Origin of the sequence: Streptomyces sp. NPDC050703 (genome assembly GCF_040654435.1) — a bacterium.
In the GTDB taxonomy this organism is placed as follows: domain Bacteria; phylum Actinomycetota; class Actinomycetes; order Streptomycetales; family Streptomycetaceae; genus Streptomyces.
In genome coordinates, this window is sequence record NZ_JBFAHX010000038.1 from 26,726 (window position 1) to 51,126 (window position 24,401).

22 protein-coding genes are annotated in these 24,401 nt (G+C 71.6%); 13 read left to right on the plus strand and 9 right to left on the minus strand.

Annotated elements, in window-relative coordinates; genetic code table 11:
• The first annotated feature begins 3 nt into the window (after positions 1-3).
• From AB0I16_RS28100 to AB0I16_RS28110, 3 genes are all read left to right on the plus strand, one after another.
• Positions 4-1,062: a HAMP domain-containing sensor histidine kinase gene (locus AB0I16_RS28100; RefSeq protein ID WP_363252429.1), complete on the plus strand. Its 1,059-nt coding sequence runs from the start codon at positions 4-6 to the stop codon at positions 1,060-1,062.
• Between the two features lie 276 nt (positions 1,063-1,338).
• Positions 1,339-5,154: a multifunctional oxoglutarate decarboxylase/oxoglutarate dehydrogenase thiamine pyrophosphate-binding subunit/dihydrolipoyllysine-residue succinyltransferase subunit gene (locus AB0I16_RS28105; RefSeq protein ID WP_363252397.1), complete on the plus strand. Its 3,816-nt coding sequence runs from the start codon at positions 1,339-1,341 to the stop codon at positions 5,152-5,154.
• Between the two features lie 129 nt (positions 5,155-5,283).
• Positions 5,284-5,466: a DUF6104 family protein gene (locus AB0I16_RS28110; protein ID WP_003961784.1), complete on the plus strand. Its 183-nt coding sequence runs from the start codon at positions 5,284-5,286 to the stop codon at positions 5,464-5,466.
• 126 nt (positions 5,467-5,592) lie between these two features.
• Here AB0I16_RS28110 and AB0I16_RS28115 read toward each other — a convergent pair whose 3' ends face one another.
• Entirely contained in the window at positions 5,593-6,435 is an 843-nt protein-coding gene (locus AB0I16_RS28115) for a hypothetical protein (protein ID WP_363252398.1), read from the minus strand.
• Between the two features lie 163 nt (positions 6,436-6,598).
• Between AB0I16_RS28115 and AB0I16_RS28120 the strand changes: the two genes are divergently transcribed.
• Both AB0I16_RS28120 and AB0I16_RS28125 read left to right on the plus strand, forming a co-directional pair.
• On the plus strand, positions 6,599-7,504 hold the full coding sequence (locus AB0I16_RS28120) for a hypothetical protein (protein WP_363252399.1): 906 nt from the start codon (positions 6,599-6,601) through the stop codon (positions 7,502-7,504).
• Between the two features lies 1 nt (position 7,505).
• Positions 7,506-8,642 (plus strand): helix-turn-helix transcriptional regulator, encoded by a 1,137-nt coding sequence (locus tag AB0I16_RS28125; RefSeq protein WP_363252400.1) that lies wholly within the window; start codon positions 7,506-7,508, stop codon positions 8,640-8,642.
• A gap of 259 nt (positions 8,643-8,901) precedes the next feature.
• Here the strand turns inward: AB0I16_RS28125 and AB0I16_RS28130 are convergent, their stop codons facing one another.
• The 4 genes from AB0I16_RS28130 to AB0I16_RS28145 all read right to left on the minus strand — a co-directional run bounded on the left by AB0I16_RS28130 (position 8,902) and on the right by AB0I16_RS28145 (position 12,134).
• Entirely contained in the window at positions 8,902-9,507 is a 606-nt protein-coding gene (locus AB0I16_RS28130) for a Clp protease N-terminal domain-containing protein (RefSeq protein WP_363252401.1), read from the minus strand.
• Positions 9,507-9,716 (minus strand): HTH domain-containing protein, encoded by a 210-nt coding sequence (locus tag AB0I16_RS28135; protein WP_062782117.1) that lies wholly within the window; start codon positions 9,714-9,716, stop codon positions 9,507-9,509. The genes AB0I16_RS28130 and AB0I16_RS28135 overlap by 1 nt, the downstream gene beginning before the upstream one ends.
• Before the next feature lie 115 nt (positions 9,717-9,831).
• Positions 9,832-10,794 (minus strand): zinc-binding dehydrogenase, encoded by a 963-nt coding sequence (locus tag AB0I16_RS28140; RefSeq protein WP_363252402.1) that lies wholly within the window; start codon positions 10,792-10,794, stop codon positions 9,832-9,834.
• A gap of 116 nt (positions 10,795-10,910) precedes the next feature.
• Positions 10,911-12,134: an NADP-dependent malic enzyme gene (locus AB0I16_RS28145; RefSeq protein WP_363252403.1), complete on the minus strand. Its 1,224-nt coding sequence runs from the start codon at positions 12,132-12,134 to the stop codon at positions 10,911-10,913.
• 542 nt (positions 12,135-12,676) lie between these two features.
• Between AB0I16_RS28145 and AB0I16_RS28150 the strand changes: the two genes are divergently transcribed.
• Genes AB0I16_RS28150 through AB0I16_RS28160 form a run of 3 tightly spaced genes read left to right on the plus strand, consistent with a single transcriptional unit; the run spans position 12,677 to position 15,370 of the window.
• Positions 12,677-13,633, plus strand: coding sequence for an ABC transporter substrate-binding protein (locus AB0I16_RS28150; RefSeq protein ID WP_363252404.1), 957 nt, complete (start codon positions 12,677-12,679; stop codon positions 13,631-13,633).
• Positions 13,634-13,668: 35 nt separating this feature from the next.
• Positions 13,669-14,604: an amino acid ABC transporter permease gene (locus AB0I16_RS28155; RefSeq protein ID WP_363252405.1), complete on the plus strand. Its 936-nt coding sequence runs from the start codon at positions 13,669-13,671 to the stop codon at positions 14,602-14,604.
• A gap of 4 nt (positions 14,605-14,608) precedes the next feature.
• A complete protein-coding gene (locus tag AB0I16_RS28160) occupies positions 14,609-15,370 on the plus strand; it encodes an amino acid ABC transporter ATP-binding protein (protein WP_363252406.1) in 762 nt (253 codons plus the stop codon).
• A 168-nt stretch (positions 15,371-15,538) separates the two neighbouring features.
• Here the strand turns inward: AB0I16_RS28160 and AB0I16_RS28165 are convergent, their stop codons facing one another.
• Positions 15,539-16,336 (minus strand): methyltransferase, encoded by a 798-nt coding sequence (locus AB0I16_RS28165; protein ID WP_363252407.1) that lies wholly within the window; start codon positions 16,334-16,336, stop codon positions 15,539-15,541.
• Positions 16,337-16,427: 91 nt separating this feature from the next.
• Between AB0I16_RS28165 and AB0I16_RS28170 the strand changes: the two genes are divergently transcribed.
• Positions 16,428-17,078 (plus strand): CGNR zinc finger domain-containing protein, encoded by a 651-nt coding sequence (locus tag AB0I16_RS28170; RefSeq protein WP_363252408.1) that lies wholly within the window; start codon positions 16,428-16,430, stop codon positions 17,076-17,078.
• Here the strand turns inward: AB0I16_RS28170 and sodX are convergent.
• Positions 16,961-17,395: a nickel-type superoxide dismutase maturation protease gene (gene sodX, locus AB0I16_RS28175; RefSeq protein ID WP_363252430.1), complete on the minus strand. Its 435-nt coding sequence runs from the start codon at positions 17,393-17,395 to the stop codon at positions 16,961-16,963. The two genes, AB0I16_RS28170 and sodX, sit on opposite strands and share 118 nt — an antisense overlap.
• 144 nt (positions 17,396-17,539) lie before the next feature.
• Here sodX and sodN point away from each other — a divergent pair, with 144 nt between their 5' ends.
• The 3 genes from sodN (at position 17,540) to AB0I16_RS28190 (ending at position 21,741) form a co-directional block, all read left to right on the plus strand.
• A complete protein-coding gene (gene sodN / locus AB0I16_RS28180) occupies positions 17,540-17,935 on the plus strand; it encodes a superoxide dismutase, Ni (protein ID WP_363252409.1) in 396 nt (131 codons plus the stop codon).
• Positions 17,936-18,311: 376 nt separating this feature from the next.
• On the plus strand, positions 18,312-19,343 hold the full coding sequence (locus AB0I16_RS28185) for a CPBP family intramembrane glutamic endopeptidase (RefSeq protein WP_363252410.1): 1,032 nt from the start codon (positions 18,312-18,314) through the stop codon (positions 19,341-19,343).
• Between the two features lie 367 nt (positions 19,344-19,710).
• Positions 19,711-21,741, plus strand: coding sequence for a translation factor GTPase family protein (locus tag AB0I16_RS28190; RefSeq protein WP_363252431.1), 2,031 nt, complete (start codon positions 19,711-19,713; stop codon positions 21,739-21,741).
• 33 nt (positions 21,742-21,774) lie between these two features.
• Here AB0I16_RS28190 and sigJ read toward each other — a convergent pair whose 3' ends face one another.
• Positions 21,775-22,704: an RNA polymerase sigma factor SigJ gene (sigJ, locus tag AB0I16_RS28195; protein ID WP_363252411.1), complete on the minus strand. Its 930-nt coding sequence runs from the start codon at positions 22,702-22,704 to the stop codon at positions 21,775-21,777.
• A 92-nt stretch (positions 22,705-22,796) separates the two neighbouring features.
• On the opposite strand from sigJ, the gene AB0I16_RS28200 reads away from it, so the two are divergent.
• Positions 22,797-23,705: an aminoglycoside phosphotransferase family protein gene (locus tag AB0I16_RS28200; protein ID WP_363252412.1), complete on the plus strand. Its 909-nt coding sequence runs from the start codon at positions 22,797-22,799 to the stop codon at positions 23,703-23,705.
• Here the strand turns inward: AB0I16_RS28200 and AB0I16_RS28205 are convergent.
• A complete protein-coding gene (locus AB0I16_RS28205; RefSeq protein ID WP_363252413.1) occupies positions 23,702-24,328 on the minus strand; it encodes an HAD family phosphatase in 627 nt (208 codons plus the stop codon). The two genes, AB0I16_RS28200 and AB0I16_RS28205, sit on opposite strands and share 4 nt — an antisense overlap.
• Positions 24,329-24,401: the final 73 nt, after the last annotated feature.

The following is a 24,401-nucleotide window of genomic DNA, read 5'->3' on the forward strand; positions in this document are numbered from 1 at the left end:
GAGATGCGGCCGTTCTCCATCAAGACCAAGCTGGGCGCCCTCGTGGTCGTCTCGGTGTTCATCACCACGGGCCTGCTCCTCGTGGCCATGAAGACCGAGACCGAGCTGCGCTTCATCACCGTCTTCTCGGTGATCGCCACGCTGCTGATCACGCAGTTCGTCGCGCACAGCCTCACCGCGCCGCTGGACGAGATGAACGCCGTGGCGCGCGCCGTCAGCCACGGCGACTACACGCGCCGGGTGCGCGGCGCCGACCGGCGCGACGAGCTGGGCGACGTGGCCACCACGATCAACGCCATGGCGGACGACCTGGAGGCCCAGGACACCCAGCGCAAGGAGCTGGTGGCCAACGTCAGCCACGAGCTGCGCACGCCCATCGCGGGCCTGCGCGCGGTCCTGGAGAACGTCGTCGACGGCGTCTCCGCCGCCGACCCCGAGACGATGCGCACCGCCCTGAAGCAGACCGAGCGCCTGGGGCGGCTCGTCGAGACCCTGCTGGACCTCTCCCGTCTCGACAACGGCGTCGTCCCGCTGAAGGCCCGCCGCTTCGAGGTGTGGCCGTACCTGTCCGGCGTGCTCAAGGAGGCCAACATGGTCGCCTCCGCGCGCGCGGGCATCGCCTCGGGGTCCGGCAGCCATACGCGGACGGACGTCCACCTGCACCTGGACGTCTCACCCCCGGAACTGACGGCCCACGCGGACGCGGAGCGCCTGCACCAGGTCGTGGCGAACCTCATCGACAACGCGGTCAAGCACAGCCCGCCGCACGGCCGCGTGACGGTCCGCGCCCGGCGCGGCCCCTACCCCGAGTCCCTGGATCTCGAAGTCCTCGACGAGGGCCCCGGCATCCCCGAGGCGGAGCGGCACCGCGTCTTCGAGCGCTTCAACCGCGGCAGCCACGGGGGCGTCCCCCCGCAGAACGCCGGCAACGACGGCGGCACAGGTCTCGGCCTCGCCATCGCGCGCTGGGCGGTGGACCTGCACGGCGGGCACATCGGGGTGGCCGAATCTCCGCGCGGCTGCCGCATCCAGGTCACTCTTCCGGGCCTGCCCGACAGCTGAAGTTGACGTAGGGTTCGAAGCGGAAGCGATTCGTCGGGTCCCTTCGGGGTACCCGGGAAGCCGCCGCCGCGCGTAGACGACCTCCGGGCGTACCCGCGCGGCCATCTCGCGTTGCGGAACCTCGCTTGTTTCCCGCCATTCGCGACGCCGAAACCATCTTTCCGGTGTGACTTACGCGACGGATGACCGGCCCGGCCTGCACCTCGCGCCGATGGAGGCGTAGCCTTTATTTCCGCTGTCCATCACCTTGTGAAGCGGAAGAGGGCGGTTACCGCCGTGTCGCCAGAGTCCCCCAGTAACTCGAGCATCTCGACCGACCAAGACGGGCAGGGCAAGGACCCTGCCGCCGCCTTCGGTCCCAACGAGTGGCTCGTCGACGAGATCTATCAGCAGTACCTCCAGGACCCGAATTCGGTCGACCGAGCCTGGTGGGACTTCTTTGCCGACTACAAGCCAGGGGTGGGCGCCTCCGGGACCGCCGCCCCGGCGACGCCGGCGGGTGACGCGGCCGCGGGGGCCGCGGCCCCCAGTGCTCCCGCCGCCCCTGCCGCGCCCGCCGCGCAGCAGGCTCCCGCCGCGCAGCAGGCCCAGGCCGCGCCCGCGCCCGCCCCCGCGGCGAAGCCCGCCGCGGCGGCTCCGGCACCCGCGGCCAAGCCGGCCGCCGCCAAGCCCGCCGCCAAGGCGCAGCCCGCGAAGGAGGCCCCCGCCAAGGAGGCCCCCGCCGGTCCCGAGTACGTGACGCTGCGCGGCCCGAGCGCCGCCGTCGCGAAGAACATGAACGCCTCGATCGAGGTCCCGACGGCCACGTCGGTCCGCGCGGTCCCGGTGAAGCTGCTCTTCGACAACCGCATCGTCATCAACAACCACCTCAAGCGCGCCCGCGGCGGGAAGATCTCCTTCACGCACCTCATCGGGTACGCGATGGTGCAGGCCATCAAGGCCATGCCGTCGATGAACCACTCCTTCGTGGAGAAGGACGGCAAGCCCACCCTGGTCAAGCCGGAGCACATCAACTTCGGCCTCGCCATCGACCTGGTGAAGCCCAACGGCGACCGCCAGCTCGTCGTCGCGGGCATCAAGAAGGCCGAGACGCTGAACTTCTTCGAGTTCTGGCAGGCCTACGAGGACATCGTCCGCCGCGCCCGCGACGGCAAGCTCGGCATGGACGACTTCACCGGTGTCACGGTCTCCCTGACCAACCCCGGCGGCCTCGGCACCGTCCACTCCGTGCCGCGTCTGATGCCCGGCCAGTCGGTCATCATGGGCGTCGGCTCCATGGACTACCCCGCGGAGTTCCAGGGCACCTCCCAGGACACCCTGAACAAGCTCGGCATCTCGAAGGTCATGACGCTCACGTCGACCTACGACCACCGGGTCATCCAGGGCGCCGCCTCCGGTGAGTTCCTGCGGATCGTCGCGAACCTCCTCCTCGGCGAGCAGGACTTCTACGACGAGATCTTCAAGGCGCTGCGCATCCCCTACGAGCCGGTTCGCTGGCTCAAGGACATCGACGCCTCGCACGACGACGACGTCACGAAGGCCGCCCGCGTCTTCGAGCTGATCCACTCCTACCGCGTCCGCGGCCACGTCATGGCCGACACCGACCCGCTGGAGTACAAGCAGCGCAAGCACCCCGACCTGGACATCACCGAGCACGGCCTCACCCTGTGGGACCTGGAGCGGGAGTTCGCGGTCGGCGGCTTCGCCGGCAAGTCCATGATGAAGCTGCGCGACGTCCTCGGCGTGCTGCGCGACTCGTACTGCCGCACCACCGGCGTCGAGTTCATGCACATCCAGGACCCCAAGCAGCGCAAGTGGCTCCAGGACCGCATCGAGCGCCAGCACGCCACGAAGCCGGAGCGCGAGGAGCAGCTGCGCATCCTGCGCCGGCTGAACGCCGCCGAGGCCTTCGAGACGTTCCTCCAGACGAAGTACGTCGGCCAGAAGCGCTTCTCCCTGGAGGGCGGCGAGTCCGTCATCCCGCTGCTCGACGCGGTCATCGACTCCGCCGCCGAGTCGCGCCTGGACGAGGTCGTCATCGGCATGGCCCACCGCGGCCGCCTGAACGTCCTCGCCAACATCGTCGGCAAGTCGTACGCGCAGATCTTCCGCGAGTTCGAGGGCAACCTCGACCCGAAGTCGATGCACGGCTCCGGCGACGTGAAGTACCACCTGGGCGCCGAGGGCACCTTCACCGGCCTGGACGGCGAGCAGATCAAGGTCTCGCTGGCCGCCAACCCCTCGCACCTGGAGGCCGTCGACCCGGTCCTCGAAGGCATCGTCCGCGCCAAGCAGGACATCATCAACAAGGGCGGCACGGACTTCACGGTCCTGCCGGTGGCCCTCCACGGCGACGCGGCCTTCGCGGGCCAGGGCGTGGTGGCCGAGACCCTGAACATGTCGCAGCTGCGCGGTTACCGCACGGGCGGCACGGTCCACATCGTCATCAACAACCAGGTCGGCTTCACCGCCGCCCCGGAGTCGTCCCGCTCGTCGATGTACTCGACGGACGTGGCGCGGATGATCGAGGCGCCGATCTTCCACGTGAACGGCGACGACCCGGAGGCCGTGGTCCGCGTGGCCCGCCTGGCCTTCGAGTTCCGTCAGGCGTTCAACAAGGACGTCGTGATCGACCTCATCTGCTACCGCCGCCGCGGTCACAACGAGTCGGACAACCCGGCGTTCACCCAGCCGCTGATGTACGACCTGATCGACAAGAAGCGCTCGGTGCGCAAGCTCTACACCGAGTCCCTCATCGGTCGCGGCGACATCACCCTGGAAGAGGCCGAGCAGGCCCTGCAGGACTACCAGGGCCAGCTGGAGAAGGTCTTCACCGAGGTCCGCGAGGCCACCTCGCAGCCCTCGCCGGTGGAGGTCCCCGGTCCCGAGGCCGAGTTCCCCGTCACGGTGAACACCGCGATCTCCCAGGAGGTCGTCAAGCGCATCGCCGAGTCCCAGGTCAACATCCCCGACCGCGTCACCGTGCACCCGCGCCTGCTGCCGCAGCTCCAGCGCCGTGCGGCCATGGTCGAGGACGGCACGATCGACTGGGGCATGGGCGAGACCCTCGCCATCGGCTCGCTGCTCATGGAGGGCACCCCGGTGCGCCTCGCGGGGCAGGACTCGCGCCGCGGCACGTTCGGCCAGCGCCACGCGGTCCTCATCGACCGCGAGACCGGCGACGACTACACCCCGCTGCTCTACCTCTCCGAGGACCAGGCGCGCTTCAACGCCTACGACTCGCTCCTCTCGGAGTACGCGGCGATGGGCTTCGAGTACGGCTACTCCCTGGCCCGTCCCGAGTCCCTCGTGATGTGGGAGGCCCAGTTCGGTGACTTCGTCAACGGCGCGCAGACCGTCGTCGACGAGTTCATCTCCTCCGCCGAGCAGAAGTGGGGCCAGACGTCCGGCGTCACGCTCCTGCTCCCGCACGGCTACGAGGGCCAGGGCCCGGACCACTCCTCGGCCCGTCCCGAGCGGTTCCTCCAGCTCTGCGCGCAGAACAACATGACGGTCGCGATGCCGACCCTGCCGTCGAACTACTTCCACCTCCTGCGGTGGCAGGTGCACAACCCGCACCACAAGCCGCTGGTGGTCTTCACCCCGAAGTGGATGCTGCGCCTCAAGGCCGCGGCCTCCAAGACGGAGGAGTTCACGTCGGGCGGCTTCCGCCCGGTCATCGGCGACGCCACCGTGGACCCGAACGCGGTCCGCAAGGTCGTCTTCTGCGCCGGCAAGCTCTACTACGAGCTGGAGGCCGAGCGGCAGAAGCGCGGTGTCACGGACACGGCGATCATCCGCATCGAGCGCCTGTACCCGCTGCCGGGTGCGGAGCTCCAGGAGGAGATCTCCAAGTTCCCGAACGCCGAGAAGTACCTGTGGGCGCAGGAGGAGCCGGCGAACCAGGGCGCGTGGCCCTTCATCGCCCTCAACCTCATCGACCACCTGGACCTGGCGGTCGGCGCGGACATTCCGCACGGCGAGCGCCTGCGCCGCATCTCGCGGCCGCACGGCTCGTCCCCCGCGGTCGGCTCGAAGAAGCGTCACGAGCAGGAGCAGGAGCAGCTCCTGAGCGAGGTCTTCGAGGCCTAGGCCCCGACGGTCCGTACCAGTGGGCCCGGCCCCCGGGTGCTCGTCACCCGGGGGCCGGGCCCTTCGGCGTGCCGGGGGCGGCGGATAATCTGGAGAGGCACATCCACCACACCCCCGACGGAGATCGCCTTGTACTTCACCGACCGTGGCATCGAGGAGCTGGAGAAGCGGCGCGGCGAGGAGGAGGTCACCTTCGAGTGGCTGGCCGAGCAGCTCCGCACCTTCGTCGACCTCAACCCCGACTTCGAGGTCCCGGTCGAGCGCCTGGCGACGTGGCTCGCGCGTCTCGACGACGAGGACGAGGACGAGTAGGCCCAGCAGTCCCGCGGTCCCGCGGTCCATCGCCCCATCGACCCGGCGGTCCAGCGGCTCGGCGGGCCGCTGGGCCTCCGGCTCCGGCTCTGGCTCCGGCTCCGTCGGCCGCGCGTGTCCGCGTCCCTAGTCCGGCGCGCGTGTCCTGTCGTCGGCGCGCACCCTGTCGTACACGAGGCCGAGCGCGCCCTGTGCCAGCAGGACTCCGGCGGCCGTGGCCCAGCCTCCGCTGCGCCGCCGCACCGCCCATGCGGCGAGCGGGAACGCCGCCGCCACCTGCGCCGCGGCGAGCTTCCGCGCCCTGGGGCCGCGCATCCAGGGGCCGAGCGGTCCGCTCTCGACGACGTCGAACTCCGCGCGCACCGCGTCCCGCCATCCGGTCCACTCGACGGGGTGCGCGTCCTGGCGGGTCCGCACCGCCTCGCGCAGCCGGTCGGCCGGGGCCCCGGGATCGAGGCCCTGCGGCAGTTCGAGGCCCGTGCGGGTGAGGACGGCGAGCAGCCCGCGCATCCTGGCGCGCGCGTCGGCTCCGACGTCGGGCCTGGTCAGAGCTTCGAGTGACTGCATGTCCAGGACGGGGTCGAGGCCGAGCCGCGCGGCGAACGTCCGCATCGCCTCGTCCTCGCCGACCGGCGTGCCGCTGGTCAGCCATTCGTAGCCGACGGTGCGCCGGAAACCGGCGGCGAGGGTGTATCCGGAGCGGTCGGTGTCCCACCACAGGGCGAGCACGGGCCAGTTCGATCCCACGGCGAGTGCCGTGGCCCAGCCGGTGAGCACCCGGTCGACCGGTTCCTCGCCGTCCCGCCACGGCCGGCCCTCGGGGATCAGCACGCTCCAGCCGGGGCCCGCGGGCGCGAGCAGCATCCGCTCGCGGAGCAACCGGGCGGCGGGCCCGGCCACGTCGGGTGCGGCCCGGCAGAGCAGCAGCGCACCGGCGGTGCCGGTGCGCGCGGAGGCTTCGGACGACATGTTCCTACGCTAGGACATATCTGGCTGTTCGTCTCATATCCGGCTAGACCCGTCCGGCGTCACTCCTCGCGTGTCTTGACTTCCGCGAGCCGCGATATATCGTGAATGACAGAAGACGCGATATGGCGCGTCGAGGTCGACCGTCGTCGAGGAGGTCAGCTCCATGCCTGAGTGGTCCGTCGCCGAGCCCCGGAGGCTCACGTTCGACGCCCCCGTGACCAGCCTCCGCGTGCGCGTCATCAACGGCACGGTGAACGTGGTGGGCACGGGCGAGGACTCCGCCCGTCTGGAGGTGTCCGACATCGAGGGCCCTCCCCTGAGGGTGAGCCAGCGGGACGGCGTGGTCACCGTCGCCTATGACGACCTCCAGTGGAAGGGCTTCCTCAAGCACTTCGACTTCCAGGGGTGGCGCCGCAGCGCGGCGGTCACCCTGGCCGTGCCGGCCGGGGCACGCGTCGAGGTGGGCGCGGTCGGCGCGGCCACCATGGTCTCCGGCATCGAGGGGCGCACGGAGGTCAGAGGCGTCACCGGCGGCACGACCCTGGTGGGCCTCTCCGGCCCGGTCCACGCCGAGACGGTCTCGGGGAGCATCGAGACCCAGGGCCTCACCGGCGACCTGCGGTGCGTCTCCGTCTCGGGTGATCTGACCGTGGTCGAGGCCGCGGGGTCCTCCGTCCGGGCCGATTCGGTGAGCGGCTCGATGATCGTGGATCTCGCCCCGGCGGGGTGCGCCCCCGAGGTGGCCCTGACGAACGTCACGGGTGAGATCGCGGTCCGCCTGCCGCACCCCGCGGACGCGGAGGTGGAGGTGGACACCACCTCGGGCGCGGTGTCGAACGCCTTCGAGGATCTGCGGGTGAGCGGCCAGTGGGGCGCCAAGCGGGTCACGGGCCGCCTCGGGGCGGGCAGCGGCCGGCTCAAGGCGACCACGGTCTCCGGCTCGGTCGCGCTCCTGCGCAGGCCGCCCATGGAGGAAGACCTCCACGGGGCCGCCCACCCCGCCGACGGCCCGCCCGACGGCCCGTTCGACGCCCCCACCGACGGTCCGACCGACAAGAAGGTGCTCTGAGATGCCTCCGGTATTCGCCCACGGCCGCCTGCGCCTGTACCTGCTCAAGCTGCTCGACGAGGCCCCGCGCCATGGTTACGAGGTGATCCGCCTCCTGGAGGAGCGCTTCCACGGGCTGTACGCGCCCTCGGCCGGCACCGTCTACCCCCGCCTGGCGAAGCTGGAGGCCGAGGGCCTGGTCAGACACACCACCGAGGGCGGCAGGAAGGTGTACGCCATCACGGACGCGGGCCGCGCCGAGCTGGCCGCGCGCAGCGGTGAGCTGGCCGACCTGGAGCTGGAGATCCGCGAGTCGGTCGCCGAGCTGGCCGCGGAGATCCGGGACGGCGTCCAGGGCGTGGCGGGCGATCTGCGCCGCGAGATGCGGGCAGCCGCCAAGGAGGCGCGCAGTGCGAGCGGGGCGGGGGCCGGCGGCTTCCCCGACGCGTCCGACTTCCTCGACGCCGCCTGGGGCGACAAGGAGGGCTGGCGCCAGGCCAAGGAGGAGTTCAAGCGCGCCAAGCAGGAGTGGAAGGAGCAGGCGCGGCGGGCCAAGGACGAGAGCCGCCGGGCCCGGGACGAGGCCCAGCGGGCGCGCCGCGAGGCCAAGGAGGCGCAGGACCGGGCGAGGACCCTGGCCCAGGAGGAGGTCCAGCGCATCGCGCGGCGCATCCGGGAGCAGGTCGAGGGCCACTACCCCCGCGAGCAGTGGCCGACGGGCGTCGAGGAGGGGCTGACGAAGCTGGCCAAGGAGTTCGGCCAGTTCGGCATGGACCTGGGCAAGGAGTTCGGCGTATGGCCGGGGTCCCGCACGTCCGGCTGCGGCTCCGAGCCGAAGGACGCCGACGGGACACGGGGCCAGGCCGGGCCGGAGGACACCGGGAGCGCCGCACCGGCCGGGGCAGGACCCAAGGCCGAGGCGACGTTCAGCACGGCCGCCGACGACGTCCCGGCCGGCTATGTCCCCGACTGGGCCGAGGAGGACCCGACCGGTGACCCCGCCCGCGACCTGGACCGGCTCCTGGACCGCTTCCGGGACGACATCCGTGACGCCGCCCGGGACCACGGCGTGACGAGCGACCAGTTCCGCGACGCCCGCCGCCACCTGAGCACCGCGGCGGCCCACATCGGAGCGACCCTGCGCACCCCGAGGCCCTGACGGGGCGTGACCTGCCGGGGGGCGAAACGGGGTAGGCACCCGAAGCTGATCGGGCGCCGAAGCCGGGGTGGGCGGAGGCTGAAGCTCCCTGAGGCGCGGACGCCGAAGCCAGGGCAGACGCAAAGCCCCCCGGGGGGCGAACGACGCCAACGCCAGGCGGGCGGGCGCCGAAGCCCAGGGGTGGGCGGACGTCAAAGCTCCCGCCCCGGGGGGCAAAGCCCCGCCCCCCCCAGCCCGGGCCTGGCCTCAGCCGTCCCGCCTAACCCTCGCCGCCCCCGGCGAACAGCACCCGCTCCAGGTCCCCGTAGGTGACCCCGTGGGCCGCCAGGGTCTCGGAGGTCACCCCGGGGCGGAGCGTGAGGGCGAGGAGGAGGTGGTGGGCGCCGATGGAGCGGTCGCGGCGGGCCGTGGCCACGCGGAGGGACTTCGTCAGGACCTCCTTGGCGTCGCGCGTGAACGGCAGATGACCGGTCCAGGCGCGCAGCCCCCTGCCCCGCCGGGCACCCCCGGCCCCGCTCCCGCCCCGGCCCCCGCCGGCCAGCACTCCGGCCCCGTGCGCTTCCTCGACCCGGGAGACGATCTCGTCGACGTCGATGCCGAGCCCGGCCAGTGCCTCGGTGTCGGCCTGGGAGAGCCCGCCCCTGCGCCGCGCCTCGGCGAGGTCCGCTTCGATCGGCTCCCGCCGGTCCACGGCCCCCAGTGCCCGCAGCGCGAAGGCGGCCCGGCTGCCGGTCTCCTCGGCCGACTGCGCCAGCAGGGCGAGGAGCATGTGGCCGTCGTCGACCGCCGCCGCCCCGGCCCGCTCCGCCTGTTCCACCGCGCCGAGCACCACGGCCCGCGCGTCTTCGGTGAACCGCTCGAACATCACTGCCTCCCGTACTTCTTGTGGACGGCCTGCCTGCTCACTCCGAGCTCCGCGGCGATCTCCTGCCACGACCAGCCCTGCCCGCGCGCACTGCGCACCTGCACGGCCTCCAACTGCTCCACCAGCTTCCGCAGCGCGGTCACGGCCCGCAGTCCTACCCGGGGGTCGCGATCGCCCGCGCGCTCGGCGAGATCCGTTGCTCTGCTCATGGATGTCAACCTACGTTGACGCCAGGCATCCGTCAACCACAGTTGACAACAAGGGGTGGAAAGGAACGGCGGGAGGACAGGAAGGACCTCCGAGGGGGGCGGCGCGGGGCGGCTCTCAGACCTCCAGGACGATCTTGCCGAAGAGGTCACCGGAGGCGAGGCGCTCGAAGCCCTCGCGGGCCCGGTCGAGGGGCAGCACCTCGTCGATCACGGGCCGCACCCCCGTGGCCGCGCAGAACGCGAGAAGGTCCTCCAGCTCGCCCTTGGTGCCCATCGTCGAGCCGACGACCTTCAGCTCCAGGAAGAAGATCCGGGTGAGTTCCGCGTGCGAGGGCCGGTCACCGCTCGTGGCCCCGGAGATGACCAGCGTGCCGCCGGGCTTCAGCGACCTGACCGAGTGGGACCACGTCGCCGCGCCGACCGTCTCGATCACCGCGTCCACCCGCTCCGGCAGCCGCGCGCCCGACTCGACCGCCTCCACCGCGCCCAGCTCAAGGGCCCGCTTCCGCTTGGCCTCGTCGCGGCTCGTGGCGAAGACCCGCAGGCCGGCCGCCTTGCCGAGCACGATCGCGGCCGTGGCGACACCGCCGCCCGCGCCCTGCACGAGGACCGAGTCGCCGGGCCGCACGCCGGCGTTGGTGAAGAGCATGCGGTACGCGGTGAGCCACGCGGTCGGCAGGCAGGCCGCCTCCGCGAAGGAGAGCTCCTTGGGCTTGGGCAGCACGTTCCAGGTGGGGACGGCGACCCGCTCGGCGAACGTCCCCTGATACTTCTCCGTCAGGATGGAGCGGCTCTCGCGCGGGCCGACCCCGTGCCCGGACTGGCCGACGACGGAGTGCAGGACGACCTCGTTGCCGTCCTCGTCGATCCCCGCGGCGTCACAGCCGAGGATCATCGGCAGCTTCTCCTCGCCGAGGCCGACCCCGCGCAGCGACCAGAGGTCGTGGTGGTTGAGGGAGGCGGCTCGGACGTTCACGGTCGACCAGCCGGGGCGGGCTTCGGGGGCCGGACGCTCCCCCAACTCCAGGCCGGAGAGCGGCTGGTCACGGTCGATTCGGGCGGCATAGGCAGCGAACATGCCGCCGACCCTAGGCCGCAGCCGGGCCGCGGCGGAACCTCGTACGACTGTGACACGCGCCGCGCCCCCCGCCGCGAGGAACACGGCAGGGGGCGCGGGCGGCGCGACGAGTGCGCTCAGCGGCGGGCGACGCCCTCCGCGCGGGCGGCGGCGGCGACGGCCGCCGTCACGGCCGGGGCGACCCGCTCGTCGAACGGCGACGGGATCACGTACTCCGCGGCCAGCTCGTCACCCACGACGGCCGCGAGGGCGTCGGCGGCGGCGATCTTCATGCCCTCAGTGATCCGCGAGGCGCGGACCTGGAGGGCACCGGCGAAGATGCCGGGGAAGGCGAGCACGTTGTTGATCTGGTTGGGGTAGTCCGACCGGCCGGTCGCCACCACGGCCGCGTACTTGTGCGCAACGTCGGGGTGGACCTCCGGGTTCGGGTTGGCCATGGCGAAGACGAAGGCGTCGGGGGCCATGGAGGCGACGGCCGCCTCGGGGACGGTGCCCCCCGAGACGCCGATGAACACGTCGGCCCCGGCGAGCGCGGACTCCAGGGAGCCGCTCAGCCCGGCCTTGTTCGTCAGCTCGGCCAGCTCCCGCTTGACCGGGGTGAGGTCCTCCCGGTCCCGGCTCACGACGCCCTTGCGGTCCGCGACCGCCACGTCGCCGAGCCCCGCCGCCAGGAGGAACTTGGCGATGGCGACACCGGCCGCGCCCGCGCCGGAGATCACGGCGCGCAGGTCGCCGAGCGTGCGCCCGGTCAGCTTCGCCGCGTTGCGCAGCGCGGCCAGCGTCACCACGGCCGTGCCGTGCTGGTCGTCGTGGAAGACCGGGATGTCGAGCCGCTCCTGGAGCTTGCGCTCGATCTCGAAGCACCGGGGCGCCGAGATGTCCTCCAGGTTCACGCCGCCGAAGGACGGGGCGAGCCGCACCACGGTCTCGACGATCTCGTCGGCGTCGGTCGTCGCGAGCGCGATCGGCACCGCGTCCACGCCGCCGAACTGCTTGAAGAGGATGGCCTTGCCCTCCATGACGGGGAGGGAGGCCTCGGCCCCGATGTCCCCGAGGCCGAGCACGGCGGTCCCGTCGGTCACGACGGCGACCACGTTCGACTTCCACGTGTAGTCGTGGACGAGTTCCGGCCGCTCGGCGATGGCGCTGCACACTTTCGCGACGCCGGGCGTGTACGCGAGGGACAGGTCGTCCTTGTCGCGGACCGGCACCGTGGCCTGCACGGCCATCTTGCCGCCGCGGTGCAGCGCAAACGCCGGATCGAAGGGTTCCGCAGCACCCGCGGGGCCCTCGTGATCCGTACTGCTGTCGCTGCGAGGATTGACGATCTCCGCTGCCACTTGTCTGACCCCTTAAGTCTTAATCATTCGTTGAGGGTGTCCGCTCCCGGTTGGGAAGCGGGCGGGCACCGCGTCCGTTCTCCGCCTGTCGGCGGAGGGAGGTACGGACACGCGGGCGCGCCGCACACGCGCCCTGAGCCCCGGATGAGGGGTGTAACCACTCTTTCTACCCGACAGCGGCGGGCAGGGGCGAGTGACATTGGTTGCAGCCCGGCGAAGAGGGCCGCAGGAGCCGGAAGCCGCCATCGTAGGCGCCCCAATTGACCGGAATCTCGCCCGCACCGGGTCCACATGGTGAGATTCACTGATTATCGGCCGGTTGGCCTGATTCGCTCCGTGGACTTTTCATCCCCACTGCACCGGCCTGTTGGGATTCGGACTCTTCCCGTTATCCGATTTTGACATCGCGGGCACCCGGAATCGGACGGCCCGAATGGCAAGATGCCGTCATCACACGAGGTCGCGACACCCGAAGGTGTGTGCCCGACTCATCGGCAACCCCCTCATCCGCCGCAACTCCCTCATCCGCCGGAGGACCCACCATGACCGCAAGCACCCTTTGTCGTAAGGCCGCAGCGAAGTCCGCGAAGTCCCGGATCGCCGCGGTCTGCGCGATCGCGGTCGCCGGCACGCTGCTGCTGTCCGGCTGCGGCGACCAGACCAAGGACAAGGGCAGCGAGTCGGTGAGCAACGCGCCGCTCGCCGACAAGCTGCCCAAGGACATCCGCGACAAGGGCGTCATCAAGGTCGGGTCCGACATCGCCTACCCGCCGGTCGAGTTCAAGGACAAGTCGGGCAACACCGTCGGCATCGACCCCGACCTGGGTGAGGCACTCGGCAAGCAGCTCGGTGTGGAGTTCGAGTTCGAGAACGGCACGTTCGACACGCTCCTCGGCGGTCTGCGCTCCAAGCGCTACCAGATCGCCATGTCCGCCATGACGGACACCAAGAACCGCCAGGAAGGCATCGACGAGGAGACCGGCAAGAAGGTGGGCAGCGGCGTCGACTTCGTCGACTACTTCACCGCCGGCGTCTCGATATACACGAAGAAGGGCGACGACCAGGGGATCAAGACCTGGTCGGACCTCTGCGGCAAGAAGATCGTGGTCCAGCGCGGCACCGTCTCGCACGACCTGGCCAAGGCCGAGTCGAAGAAGTGCGAGGGCGGCAAGAAGATCGCGATCGAGCAGTTCGACAACGACCAGCAGGCCCAGGCCCGGCTGCGCTCCGGCGGCGCCGACGCCGGTTCTTCGGACTTCCCCGTGGCGGCGTACGCGGTGAAGACCTCGGGCGGCGGCAAGGACTTCGAGCTGGTCGGCGAGCAGGTCGAGGCGGCCCCGTACGGCATCGCCGTGTCCAAGAACAACCCCGAGCTGCGCGACGCGATCAAGGCCGCGCTCGACGCGATCATCAAGAACGGCGAGTACGGAAAGATCATCGCGAAGTGGGGCGTCAAGGACGGCGCGGTCGACGAGGCCACCATCAACGGCGGCAAGTGACCGACGTTCCTCCTAGTCGCTGAAAGGCCACTGACGTGCCCACCGACATCTCCAAGAAGGGCCCCGCGGACGACGTCCCGAAGGCGCGGCCCGCGGAGGCCATCAAGGCCATCCCGGTCCGCCACTTCGGCCGCTACGTCGCCGCGGTCCTCGCGATCGGCGTCCTCGCCACGATCGTCTACGCCTTCTCGCAGGGCGACATCAACTGGGGCGCGATCCCCGACAACTTCTTCGACGACCGCATCCTCAGGGGCGTCCGCGAGACGCTGATCCTGACGTTCCTCTCGATGCTCATCGGCGTCGTCGGCGGCGTCATCCTCTCCGTGATGCGCCTGTCGAAGAACCCGGTGACCTCGTCGATCGCCTGGTTCTACATCTGGTTCTTCCGCGGTACGCCGGTCCTCGTCCAGCTCTTCGTCTGGTTCAACCTCGGCTTCGTCTTCGACTACGTGAACCTCGGCCCCGTCTACAAGGACGAGTGGTCGGACTTCATGACGCCGTTCCTGACGGCGCTGCTCGGCCTCGGCCTCAACGAGGCGGCGTACATGGCGGAGATCTGCCGTGCCGGTCTGCTCTCGGTCGACGACGGCCAGACCGAGGCGGCGCACGCGCTCGGCATGAGCCACAACAAGACGCTGCGCCGCGTGGTCCTCCCGCAGGCGATGCGCGTGGTCGTGCCGCCGACGGGCAACGAGTTCATCAACATGCTGAAGACGACGTCGCTGGTCGCCGCCGTCCAGTACTACGAACTCCTCAAGTACGCGCAGGACATCGGCACCTCGTCGGGCGCGACCGTGGAGGCGCTGCTGCTCGCCGCCTGCTGGTACCTGATCATGACGTCGGTCCTCAGCGTCGGGCAGTTCTACCTGGAGCGGTACTACGCGCGCGGTTCGTCGCGCTCGCTCCCGGCCACCCCCTTCCAGAAGATCAAGGCCAACATGCTGTCCCTGCGCTCGCCGGGGGTGAGGTGAACCCATGACCGCCATGGTGAAGGCCGAGAACGTCCACAAGTCGTTCGGCAACGTAGAAGTGCTCAAGGGCATCGACCTGGAGGTCGAGACCGGTGAGGTCTTCTGCCTCATCGGCCCCTCGGGCTCCGGCAAGTCGACGTTCCTGCGCTGCATCAACCACCTGGAGAAGATCAACGCCGGTCGTCTCTACGTCGACGGCGACCTGGTCGGCTACCGGCAGAAGGGGGACAAGCTGTACGAGCTCAAGGACAGCGAAGTCGCCCTCAAGCGCCGCGACATCGGCATGGTCTTCCAGCGCTTCAACCTCTTCCCGCACATGACGGCCCTGGAGAACGTCATGGAGGCGCCGGTCCAGGTCAAGGGCGTCGCCAAGACCGAGGCCAGGGAGCGAGCCGGGCAGCTCCTCGACCGCGTGGGCCTCGCCGACAAGGCGGGGAACTACCCCTCGCAGCTCTCCGGCGGCCAGCAGCAGCGCGTGGCCATCGCCCGCGCGCTCGCGATGGACCCGAAGCTGATGCTGTTCGACGAGCCGACGTCGGCGCTCGACCCCGAGCTGGTCGGCGACGTCCTCGACGTGATGCGCGACCTCGCGGAGTCCGGCATGACGATGGTCGTCGTCACGCACGAGATGGGCTTCGCGCGCGAGGTCGGCGACAGCCTCGTCTTCATGGACGAGGGCGTGGTGGTCGAGTCGGGCCACCCGCGCGACGTCCTGACGAACCCGCGGCAGGAGCGGACGCAGTCGTTCCTGTCGAAGGTTCTCTGACGCGCTGATCACCTGCGCCCGTCAGGGGCGCGCGGAGCGGCGCGTACGCCCACGGCGCACCCGATGCCCGTGGGCGTACGCGATGCCCGTGGGCGTACGCGATGCCCGTGGGCGTACGCGAAAGGGGCGGTACGGAGGTGATCCGTACCGCCCCTTCCCGCGCGAGGGCTACTTCAGGCCCAGGACCACCGCGTCGGAGGGCGAGGCCCAGACCGGGCGCGCCTCGGCGAAGCCGGCTTCGCGCAGCGTCCGCGCGTGCCACTCGACCGAGGGCATGTCGCCGTCGGCGTGCTCCCCGTAGATCTCGAACCGCTTGGCGGTGGGCCCGGCGAGGACCGGGTCCTGGGCGGCGAGCTGCCACCACTCCTTCCAGTCCAGGACGCCCTCGGCCTTGGCCCGGTCCATCTGCCGGTGCCGGTAGGCGCTCTCGGCGGCGTTCAGCCGCGGGGTCGCGGGGTCGGGCATGTGGTCGGCGTTCATGAAGACACCGCCGTCCCGTACGAGCCCGGCGACCTGCCCGTACAGCGCGGCGAGCGGTTCGCTGTAGAGCCAGTGCAGGGCGGTCGCGGTGAGCACGGCGTCGTAGCTGTCGTGCGGGAGGGCGGCGGCCCAGTCGGGGTCCTTGAGGTCCGCGGTGACGAAGGTGACGCGGTCGTCCCCGGCGAACGTGCCCTCGGCGATGGTGAGCAACGCGGGGTCGAGGTCGACGCCTACGCTGGTGGCCTCGGGGAACCTCTTGAGCAGCCGGTCCGTGATACTTCCCGTACCGCACGCGAGATCGAGGACGCGCGGCGCGGTTCCGACCACGGCCTCGACCATGTCGAGCATGATCGTGAAGCGCTCCTCGCGGTCGGGCAGGTACCACTGCTGCTGCCGGTCCCAGCTCTCCTGCCAGGCGCGCCAGTCGGTGCCGGGCCCGGTACCCGTTCCCGTCTCCGAACCAGTCCCCGTACCCGTTTCCGTCATCGAAACCCCTCCAGTCCGTAATACCCTGGTACCGCAAACGGCTATTACCTGCCGACGAGTCGACCATAGCCCGCCCTCGTAAGGACTACAAGTGGAACTGGCCTATTACTCGGACTACGCCGTACGCCTGGTCAACAGCGAGGAGCCGGGCCGCAACAAGGACACGCTCACCTCGGTCGAGGTGATCAGGGACCTGTTCGGGCCGAGCACGCAGATGGCACGCCGCGCCACCGACGCGGACGTCACACGCTTCCGGTCGGTCCGGGCGCGGCTGCGCGCGGTGTTCGAGGCGGCGGACGGCGGCGACGAGACGCTCGCGGTCGACCTGCTGAACTCACTGCTCCTGGAGTTCCCCGTCAGCCCGCAGATCTCCGGGCACGACCACAGGGACGACGACGGGCGCCCGCTGTGGCACATGCACCTGGCGGACCACCCCTCGAACGCCACGGCCGGGTACGCGGCCATCGCGGCGATGGGCCTCGCCTTCCACCTCACGGAGCACGGCGTGGAGCGACTGGGCCTGTGCGAGGCGGCGCCGTGCCGCAACGCCTATCTCGACACGTCCACCAACCGCTCCCGGCGCTACTGCTCGGACCGCTGCGCGACCCGCGCCAACGTCGCCGCCTACCGCGCCCGCAAGCGCCTGGAGACGGAGCGCTCGGGCAGCACGGGGCGCACCGCCGAGACCGTCCAGCGCGCCAGCGCCAGCGGCGAGCGGCGCCCCGGCGTGGGCGGACGGTAGCGGAACCACACCTTCCCGAGGACGAGTTCCTCCGGGACCACTCCGTAGTCGGTGCTGTCGCCGCCCGCGAACGTGTTGTCGCCGAGCACCCACCAGCCGCCGTCGCGGCGCTCGGTGGCCCGCTTGACGACCAGCAGGTCCTGCTGGAACGGATGGCGCAGGATCACCACGTCACCCGGGCGGACGCGTGCGCCCCACCGCACGAGCAGCCGGTCCCCGTGGAGCAGTGTGGGCACCATCGAGGGGCCCGTCACCTCGGCCGCGCCCCACGGCAAGGCGGCCCTTCCACGTTCGCTCTCCTGCGACAGCTCCGGCATCGCCGGCACCTCCCCGGTCCCATCGTCCACCAGTCCCAGTCTGACCCTGGACTTTCGTCCTAAGCCCATGGGGGCACTCGCGAAATCCGGCCTCTCACGGAGTAATGTCCCACCTGAGAAGACGATCACGAGGAGGACCGCTCCATGCTTTCCCGCCTGTTTGCCCCCACGGTAAAGGTCAGCGCGCACTGCGACCTGCCCTGCGGCGTGTACGACCCCGCCCAGGCCAGGATCGAGGCCGAGTCGGTCAAGGCCGTGCAGGAGAAGATGGCCGCCAACGACGACGCGCACTACCAGGCGCGCGCCACGGTCATCAAGGAGCAGCGTGCCGAGCTCGCCAAGCACCACGTGTCGGTGCTCTGGAGCGACTACTTCAAGCCCCCGCACTTCGAGAAGTACCCGGAGCTGCACCAGCTGGTCAACGACACCCTGAAGGCCCTCTCGGCCGCCAAGGCGTCGACGGACCCGGCGACGGGCCAGAAGGCGCTGGACTACATCGCCCAGATCGACAAGATCTTCTGGGAGACCAAGAAGGCCTGATCGCCGAGGCGTGCCGACCCGCACCTTTCCCGCGGGTCGGCATCGCCCGGCTGTCCGCACCCGGTCCGCGGGCCGCCGAGCACGGCGTCCGTGACGGACCGGGTGCGGTCTGCTTTCACGGCCCCCTCTTCCGATTTCGCGGCCCCCTCTTCCGACGGCCGGGCCCTTCGCCGCCGCCGGCGCGCCGCCTCAGCCACGCCGCCTCGGCCACGCCGCCTCCGCGGGCGTCAGGTTCGGGTCCCGCGGTTTCGCCCGGACGGCCTCCGCATCCGCCACGGCCCTCCGGCCCTCCGGCCCGCACGTCTGCCCCAAGACGGAGACGATGATCGTACGAGCGGCCGACGCGCGAAGGGCGGGCCGCCGGGATGCTGGACGCATGACGTCCCCGCACCACTCCCCCTCCACACCGCCGGACCCCTGGGCGCCCCCGCCCGCCGTACCGCATCCGGCGTACCCGCCGTATCCGTACGAGTCCGAACCCCCGTACGTGTCACCGCCGCTGCCCTACCACCGCCTCGCCCTGGCCACCGGCAGGCACCGCTGGTGGCGGCCGCTCGCCGGGACCGGCCTGGTGCTGGGCGGGGCCGTCGTCGCCGCGCTCCTCGTGCTGCTCGGCGCGGAGATCGTGGGCGCGGCCCTCGACAAGCCCGTGGACGAGGACGGGCTCCGCGTCTGGGGCGGCATCGGGGAGACGGGCCAGGGCCTGCTCTCCCTGGCCCTGCTGCTCCCCGTGGTGTTCCTCGCCGCCCGCTGGACCCAGCGGCGTCCGGGCGGGACGGTCTCCTCGGTGGTCGGGCGGCTGCGCCGGGACTGGCTGGTGCGCTGTCTGCTCCTCGCGCTGCCGCTGGTCACCGCGTCACTCGGGGTCATGCTGCTGCTCCCCGGGGCGTCGGCCGACGGCACGGACGACATGGTCTGGGCGGGGCTCCCCGACTTCCTGCTGGGCCTGGCGATGGTCTGCGTGCTGGTGCCGTTCCAGGCGGCGGCCGAGGAGTACGTGTTCCGGGGCTGGCTCACCCAGGCGGTCGGCGCCTGGTGCCGTTCGCCGTGGGTGGCGATCCTGCCGCAGGCACCGCTGTTCGCGGCGGCCCATGGCTGGGGCACACCGTGGGGCTTCGTGGACCTGGTGGTGTTCGCGCTGGTCACGGGCGTTCTGACGGCACGTACGGGCGGACTGGAGGCGGCCGTCGGACTGCACGTCGTCAGCAACCTCCTCGCCATGGGCATCTCGGCCGCCTTCGCCGGAGCGCTCGCCTCCGACGAGACGGCCGCCGACATGGACATGGTGTCGGTCTGCGTGGACGTCGTGATGATCGGAGGGTACGCGGCGCTCGTGCTGTGGTGGGCCGGGCGCCGGAGGGTCCAAGCGGTCGGGGCGGGGAGGGCCGCCGAGGACGACATCCGCTGAGACTCGCGGGTGCCCGGCGCCCGGACTTAATCGGTTGCCGCGAGCGGGGGCGTCCTGCTGCACTGGCGGAGCCGGCGGGAAGCCGGCGCGGCCCCCGCGTGCCGCGCCGAGGGCCGGCAGGGCCACCAGAGACCACGGCCACCAGAGACCACCAGGCATCACATCACCAGGCATCACCATCGCCATCACCAAGGAGAAGAAATGCGGCGTTCGCGCATGTCCCACCCGGAAGGAATCACCCCCTCTTCTAAGGACATGACGCTACGTGCCATCGCATGCACCTGCTCCGAACACGAACCCGAACACGAACGCGAGGCCCGGGGCCGAGGCTGACCCGAAGCCGGCCGCCGAGGCCGGCACGAGGTACCTGAACCTCGGCATCCTCGCCCACATCGACGCGGGCAAGACCAGTCTCACCGAGCGGCTCCTGCACCGCGCGGGCGTGATCGACGAGGTCGGCCGCGTCGACGACGGCAGCACCCTCACCGACTCGCTCGCCCTGGAGCGCCGGCGCGGCATCACGATCAAGTCCGCGGTCGTCTCCTTCGTCGTCGGCGCCCCCGAGGGCACGGGCGGCGACGTCGCGGTCAACCTGATCGACACCCCGGGCCACCCGGACTTCATCGCCGAGGTGGAGCGGGTCCTGAGCGTGCTCGACGGCGCCGTGCTCGTGGTCTCCGCCGTGGAGGGCGTCCAGGCGCGCACCCGCGTCCTGCTGCGCACCCTGCGGCGGCTGCGCATCCCCGCAGTGATCTTCGTGAACAAGGCCGACCGCGCCGGCGCCCGCCACGGTGGCGTCCTGGAGCACATCGCCCGGCGGCTCACCCCCGACATCGCCCCGATGGGCACGGTCGAGGCGCTCGGCACCCGCGAGGCGCGCTTCATCCCGTTCCCCGGGGCGGCCCCCGGCCTCGCCGAACTGCTCGCCGGACACGACGACGACCTACTCACGGCGTACGTGGAGGACCCGGACTCCCTCACGTACGGGCGGCTGCGCCGTGAACTGGCCCGGCAGACCCGGTGCTCCCTGGTGCACCCCGTCTACTTCGGCTCCGCCATGACGGGCGCCGGCGTCGGCGAACTGGCGTCCGGCATCGCCGAGTTCCTGCCCTCCGACGCGGGGGACGCCGAAGCCCCGCTCTCCGGCAGCGTGTTCAAGGTGGAGCGCGGCACGGCCGGGGAGAAGATCGCGTACGTACGCGTGTTCGCGGGCACGGTCCGCACGCGTGACCGCGTCGCCATCGCGGCGGGCGACGGTACGGACCTCAGGGAGGGCAAGGTCACCGCCGTCAGCGTCTTCGCCCACGGCGCCGACGAGCCCGGCACGCGGGTCGTCGCGGGCCGCATCGGCAAGCTGTGGGGCCTCCATGACGTGCGGATCGGTGACGTGCTCGGCGTACCGCGTACGGGGGCGGGGACCGGCGGCCGGTTCTTCGCGCCGCCGACCCTGGAGACGGTCGTCGCCCCGGCCGCGGCCGGTGACCGGGGCGCCCTGCACCTGGCCCTGACGCAGCTCGCCGAGCAGGACCCGCTGATCGACCTGCGGCAGGACGACGTACGGCAGGAGGTGTCCGTCTCGCTCTACGGCGAGGTGCAGAAGGAGGTCATCCAGGCGACCCTCGCCGCGGACTTCGGCCTCGACGTCACCTTCCGCGAGACGACGACGATCTGTGTGGAGCGGGTCGCCGGCACGGGTGAGGCGGTCGAGTTCATCGACAAGGACCCGAACCCGTTCCTCGCCACGGTCGGGCTGCGGGTCGAGCCCGCGCCGGTCGGGGCCGGTGTGGCGTTCCGGCTCGGCGTCGAGCTGGGTTCGATGCCGTACGCGTTCTTCCGCGCGGTCGAGGAGACCGTCGGCGAGACGCTTGGCCAGGGGCTCCACGGCTGGCGGGTGCCCGACTGCACGGTCACGATGACGCACGCGGGGTACTGGCCGCGGCAGAGCCACGCGCACGGCACGTTCGACAAGAGCATGTCGAGCACCGCGGGGGACTTCCGGCACCTGACGCCGCTGGTCCTGATGGACGCACTGCGCCGGGCGGGCACGGTGGTGCACGAGCCGATGCACCGCTTCGGGCTCGACCTGCCCGCCGACACCCTCGGGGCGGTGCTCCCGGTGCTCGCACGGCTGCGGGCCGTACCGCACACCCCGGCGGCGAACGGGGACTCCTACCGCCTGGAAGGAGACATCCCCGCGGACCAGGTGCACGCCCTGGAGCTCCAGCTGCCCGGACTCACGCGCGGCGAGGGCGAGCTGGAGTCCGCCTTCGACCACTACGAACCGGTGCGCGGCACCGCCCCGACGCGCGCGCGGACGGACGACGACCCGCTGCACCGCAAGGAGTACCTCCTCCGAGTGGTGCGCAGGACGAACGGCGGCGGTGACCGTGGCTGCTGATACCCGCCCCGCCGTCCGACCGGCCCCGCGCGCTCAGGCCAGCAGCGCCTCCGCGTCGAGGCGCCGCAGCCGCTCGGGGTCGGCGATGATGTTGATCTCGGTGATCCTGCCGTCGACGACCGTGAAGGCGCCGACCGAGAACACCTTGCCGCCGGGCGCCGCGATGAGGCCGGGCAGGCCGTTGACCAGCACCACGGTCTGGACGTCGGCGAGGCTCGCGAACATCGCCGCCTGCCCCGCCACCGTCTCCGCGCCCCGCATCAGCTTCGACAGGCCGGCGGCGAGGTCGCCGCTGTCCGCGCGCAGGACGACATCGGGGTCGAGCAGTTCGAGCAGCGCCTCGAAGTCGCCCGCCCTGGTGGCCGCCATCCAGGCGTCGACGACCTCGCGCTGCTTGGCCACGTCGGTCTCCGCGGCCGGTGTGGAGCCCCGCACGCGGCGCCGGGCCCGGCTCGCGAGCTGCCGGGTCGCGGCGGCCGAGCGCTCGACCACGGGCGCGATGTCCTCGAACGGCACGGCGAACATGTCGTGCAGCACGAACGCCAGCCGCTCGGCGGGCGCGAGGGTGTCGAGCACGACGAGGAGGGCGAGGCCGACGGAGTCGGCGAGCAGCACCTCCTGCTCGGGGTCGACGGTGTCCAGGCGGCTCAGGACGGGGTCGGGCACATGCGTCTCCAGGGAGACGTCGAGGGAGTCCTCGCGGCGGGACTGCCGGGAGCGCAGCAGGTCCAGGCAGATCCGGCCGACCACGGTGGTGAGCCAGCCGCCCAGGTTGCGCACCTCGGCGGCGTCGGACCGGCTCAGCCTGAGCCACGCCTCCTGGACCGCGTCCTCCGACTCACCGAGCGAGCCGAGCATCCGGTACGCGACCGCGTTGAGCCGCGGTCTGTGCTCCTCGAACGCGGTGGCGAGGGCCGCATGGCGCACCGGCAGCGCCGCTTCTTCCGAACGCCTCTGATCCATCTGCCACATTCTCCCGTCGCGTTCCGTCATGGGAGTGACGGAACGTCCCCACCCCTACGTGACATACGAGAAGCGACCCCGAGGAGTTCCCGATGGAAATCGACGCCGAACTCGCACGGCGGCTCGTCGCCGAGCAGTTCCCGCGGTGGGCCGGCCTGCCCGTGACACCGGTGCCGCAGCCGGGCATGGACAACGCCACATTCCGGCTCGGCGAGGACCTCACCCTCCGGCTGCCGCGCCACGAGCGGTGGACCGGCCAGGTCGAGCGCGAGCAGCGGTGGCTGCCGCGGCTCGCCCCGCACCTGCCGCTCACCGTGCCCACGCCGGTCGCGCGGGGTGGCCCCGGGCCGGGCTACCCCTTCCCATGGTCGGTCCACCGCTGGCTCGACGGCGAGGCCGCGACCACGGACGGCCTGGCCGACCCGGTGGCCGCCGCCGGGCAACTCGCCGAATTCATCCACGCGTTGCGGCGGATCGACGCCATCGGTGGGCCCGCGCCCGACCTGAGCAACGCCTTCCGCGGCGAGCGCGTGGGCACCGAGTGCGACGCGCTCGCCGCCGACTCCCTCGTCCGGGCCAAGATCGCGAAGCTGGAGGGCGTCGTCGACACGGCGGCGGTGACGGCCGTGTGGGAGGCGGCGCTCGCGGCACCCGCCTGGCACCGCGACCCCGTCTGGCTCCACGGTGACCTCGCCACCGGCAACCTCCTCGCCGTCGACGGGCGGCTCTCCGCGGTCATCGACTTCGGGACACTGGCCGTGGGCGATCCCGCCTGCGACCTCATCCCGATGTGGATGTTCCTGCCCGCGAAGGCACGGGAGACGTTCCGGGCGGCGGTCGCCCTGGACGACGCCACGTGGGCACGGGCCCGCGGCGTGGCGCTCGCCGGGTCACTGCCGGTCCCGGACGACCCGTTCTTCGCGGTCCCGGAGCGCGTGACGGCGGCCCTGCGGCACCTGGACGCCGTCCTCGAAGACCACGCGGAGCACGGCCGGAACTAGGGCGTGGCCAACGCCGCCGCCAGATCGGAGGGTTCGCGGTACAGGACGCCCCGCATGCCGAGGGCCACCGCCGCGTCCACGTTCTCGCGGCGGTCGTCCACGAACAGGCAGCGGTCGGCGGGCACACCGGCCCGCCGCACCGCCTCCCGGTAGATGCGCGGGTCCGGCTTGGTGACGCCGAGGTCCGCGCTGCTGAGCACGGCGTCGAAGAGCCCGTCGTCGCCGGTGAGGCCGAGCAGCGCGAGGTCCTCGGCGAGCCAGGGCGTCGCGTTCGTCACGAGCAGCACCGGCAGCCCGGCCGCGCGCACCTCGCGGAGCAGCCCGACCACCACGTCGTCCGCGCGGAACTTGGTCTCGGCCAGCACATTCCCCAGCTCGCGCCCGCGCTCCAGCGGCACCCGGCCGGCGAGCCCGCGGGCGATCGACTCGACCCAGCGCTCCTTGGTGATCTCCCCGCGCATCAGCGGCAGATCGTTCTCGGGCGCGAAGGCCACCTCGGCGGTACTGCCCGGCGGGAGTCCCGCCGCGGCCTCCCGCTGTTCGAGGTCCGCCATGTCGTAGAAGCGGATCACACCGTCGAGGTCACTCAGTACGGCGTCGAACGCCCGGCCGGAGGTCGTCATCCGACGTGTCTATCACCACGGGCGTTCTCGGCGGCGGGCGCCCGGGGCCTGACGCCGGGAGCCGGGAGCCCGC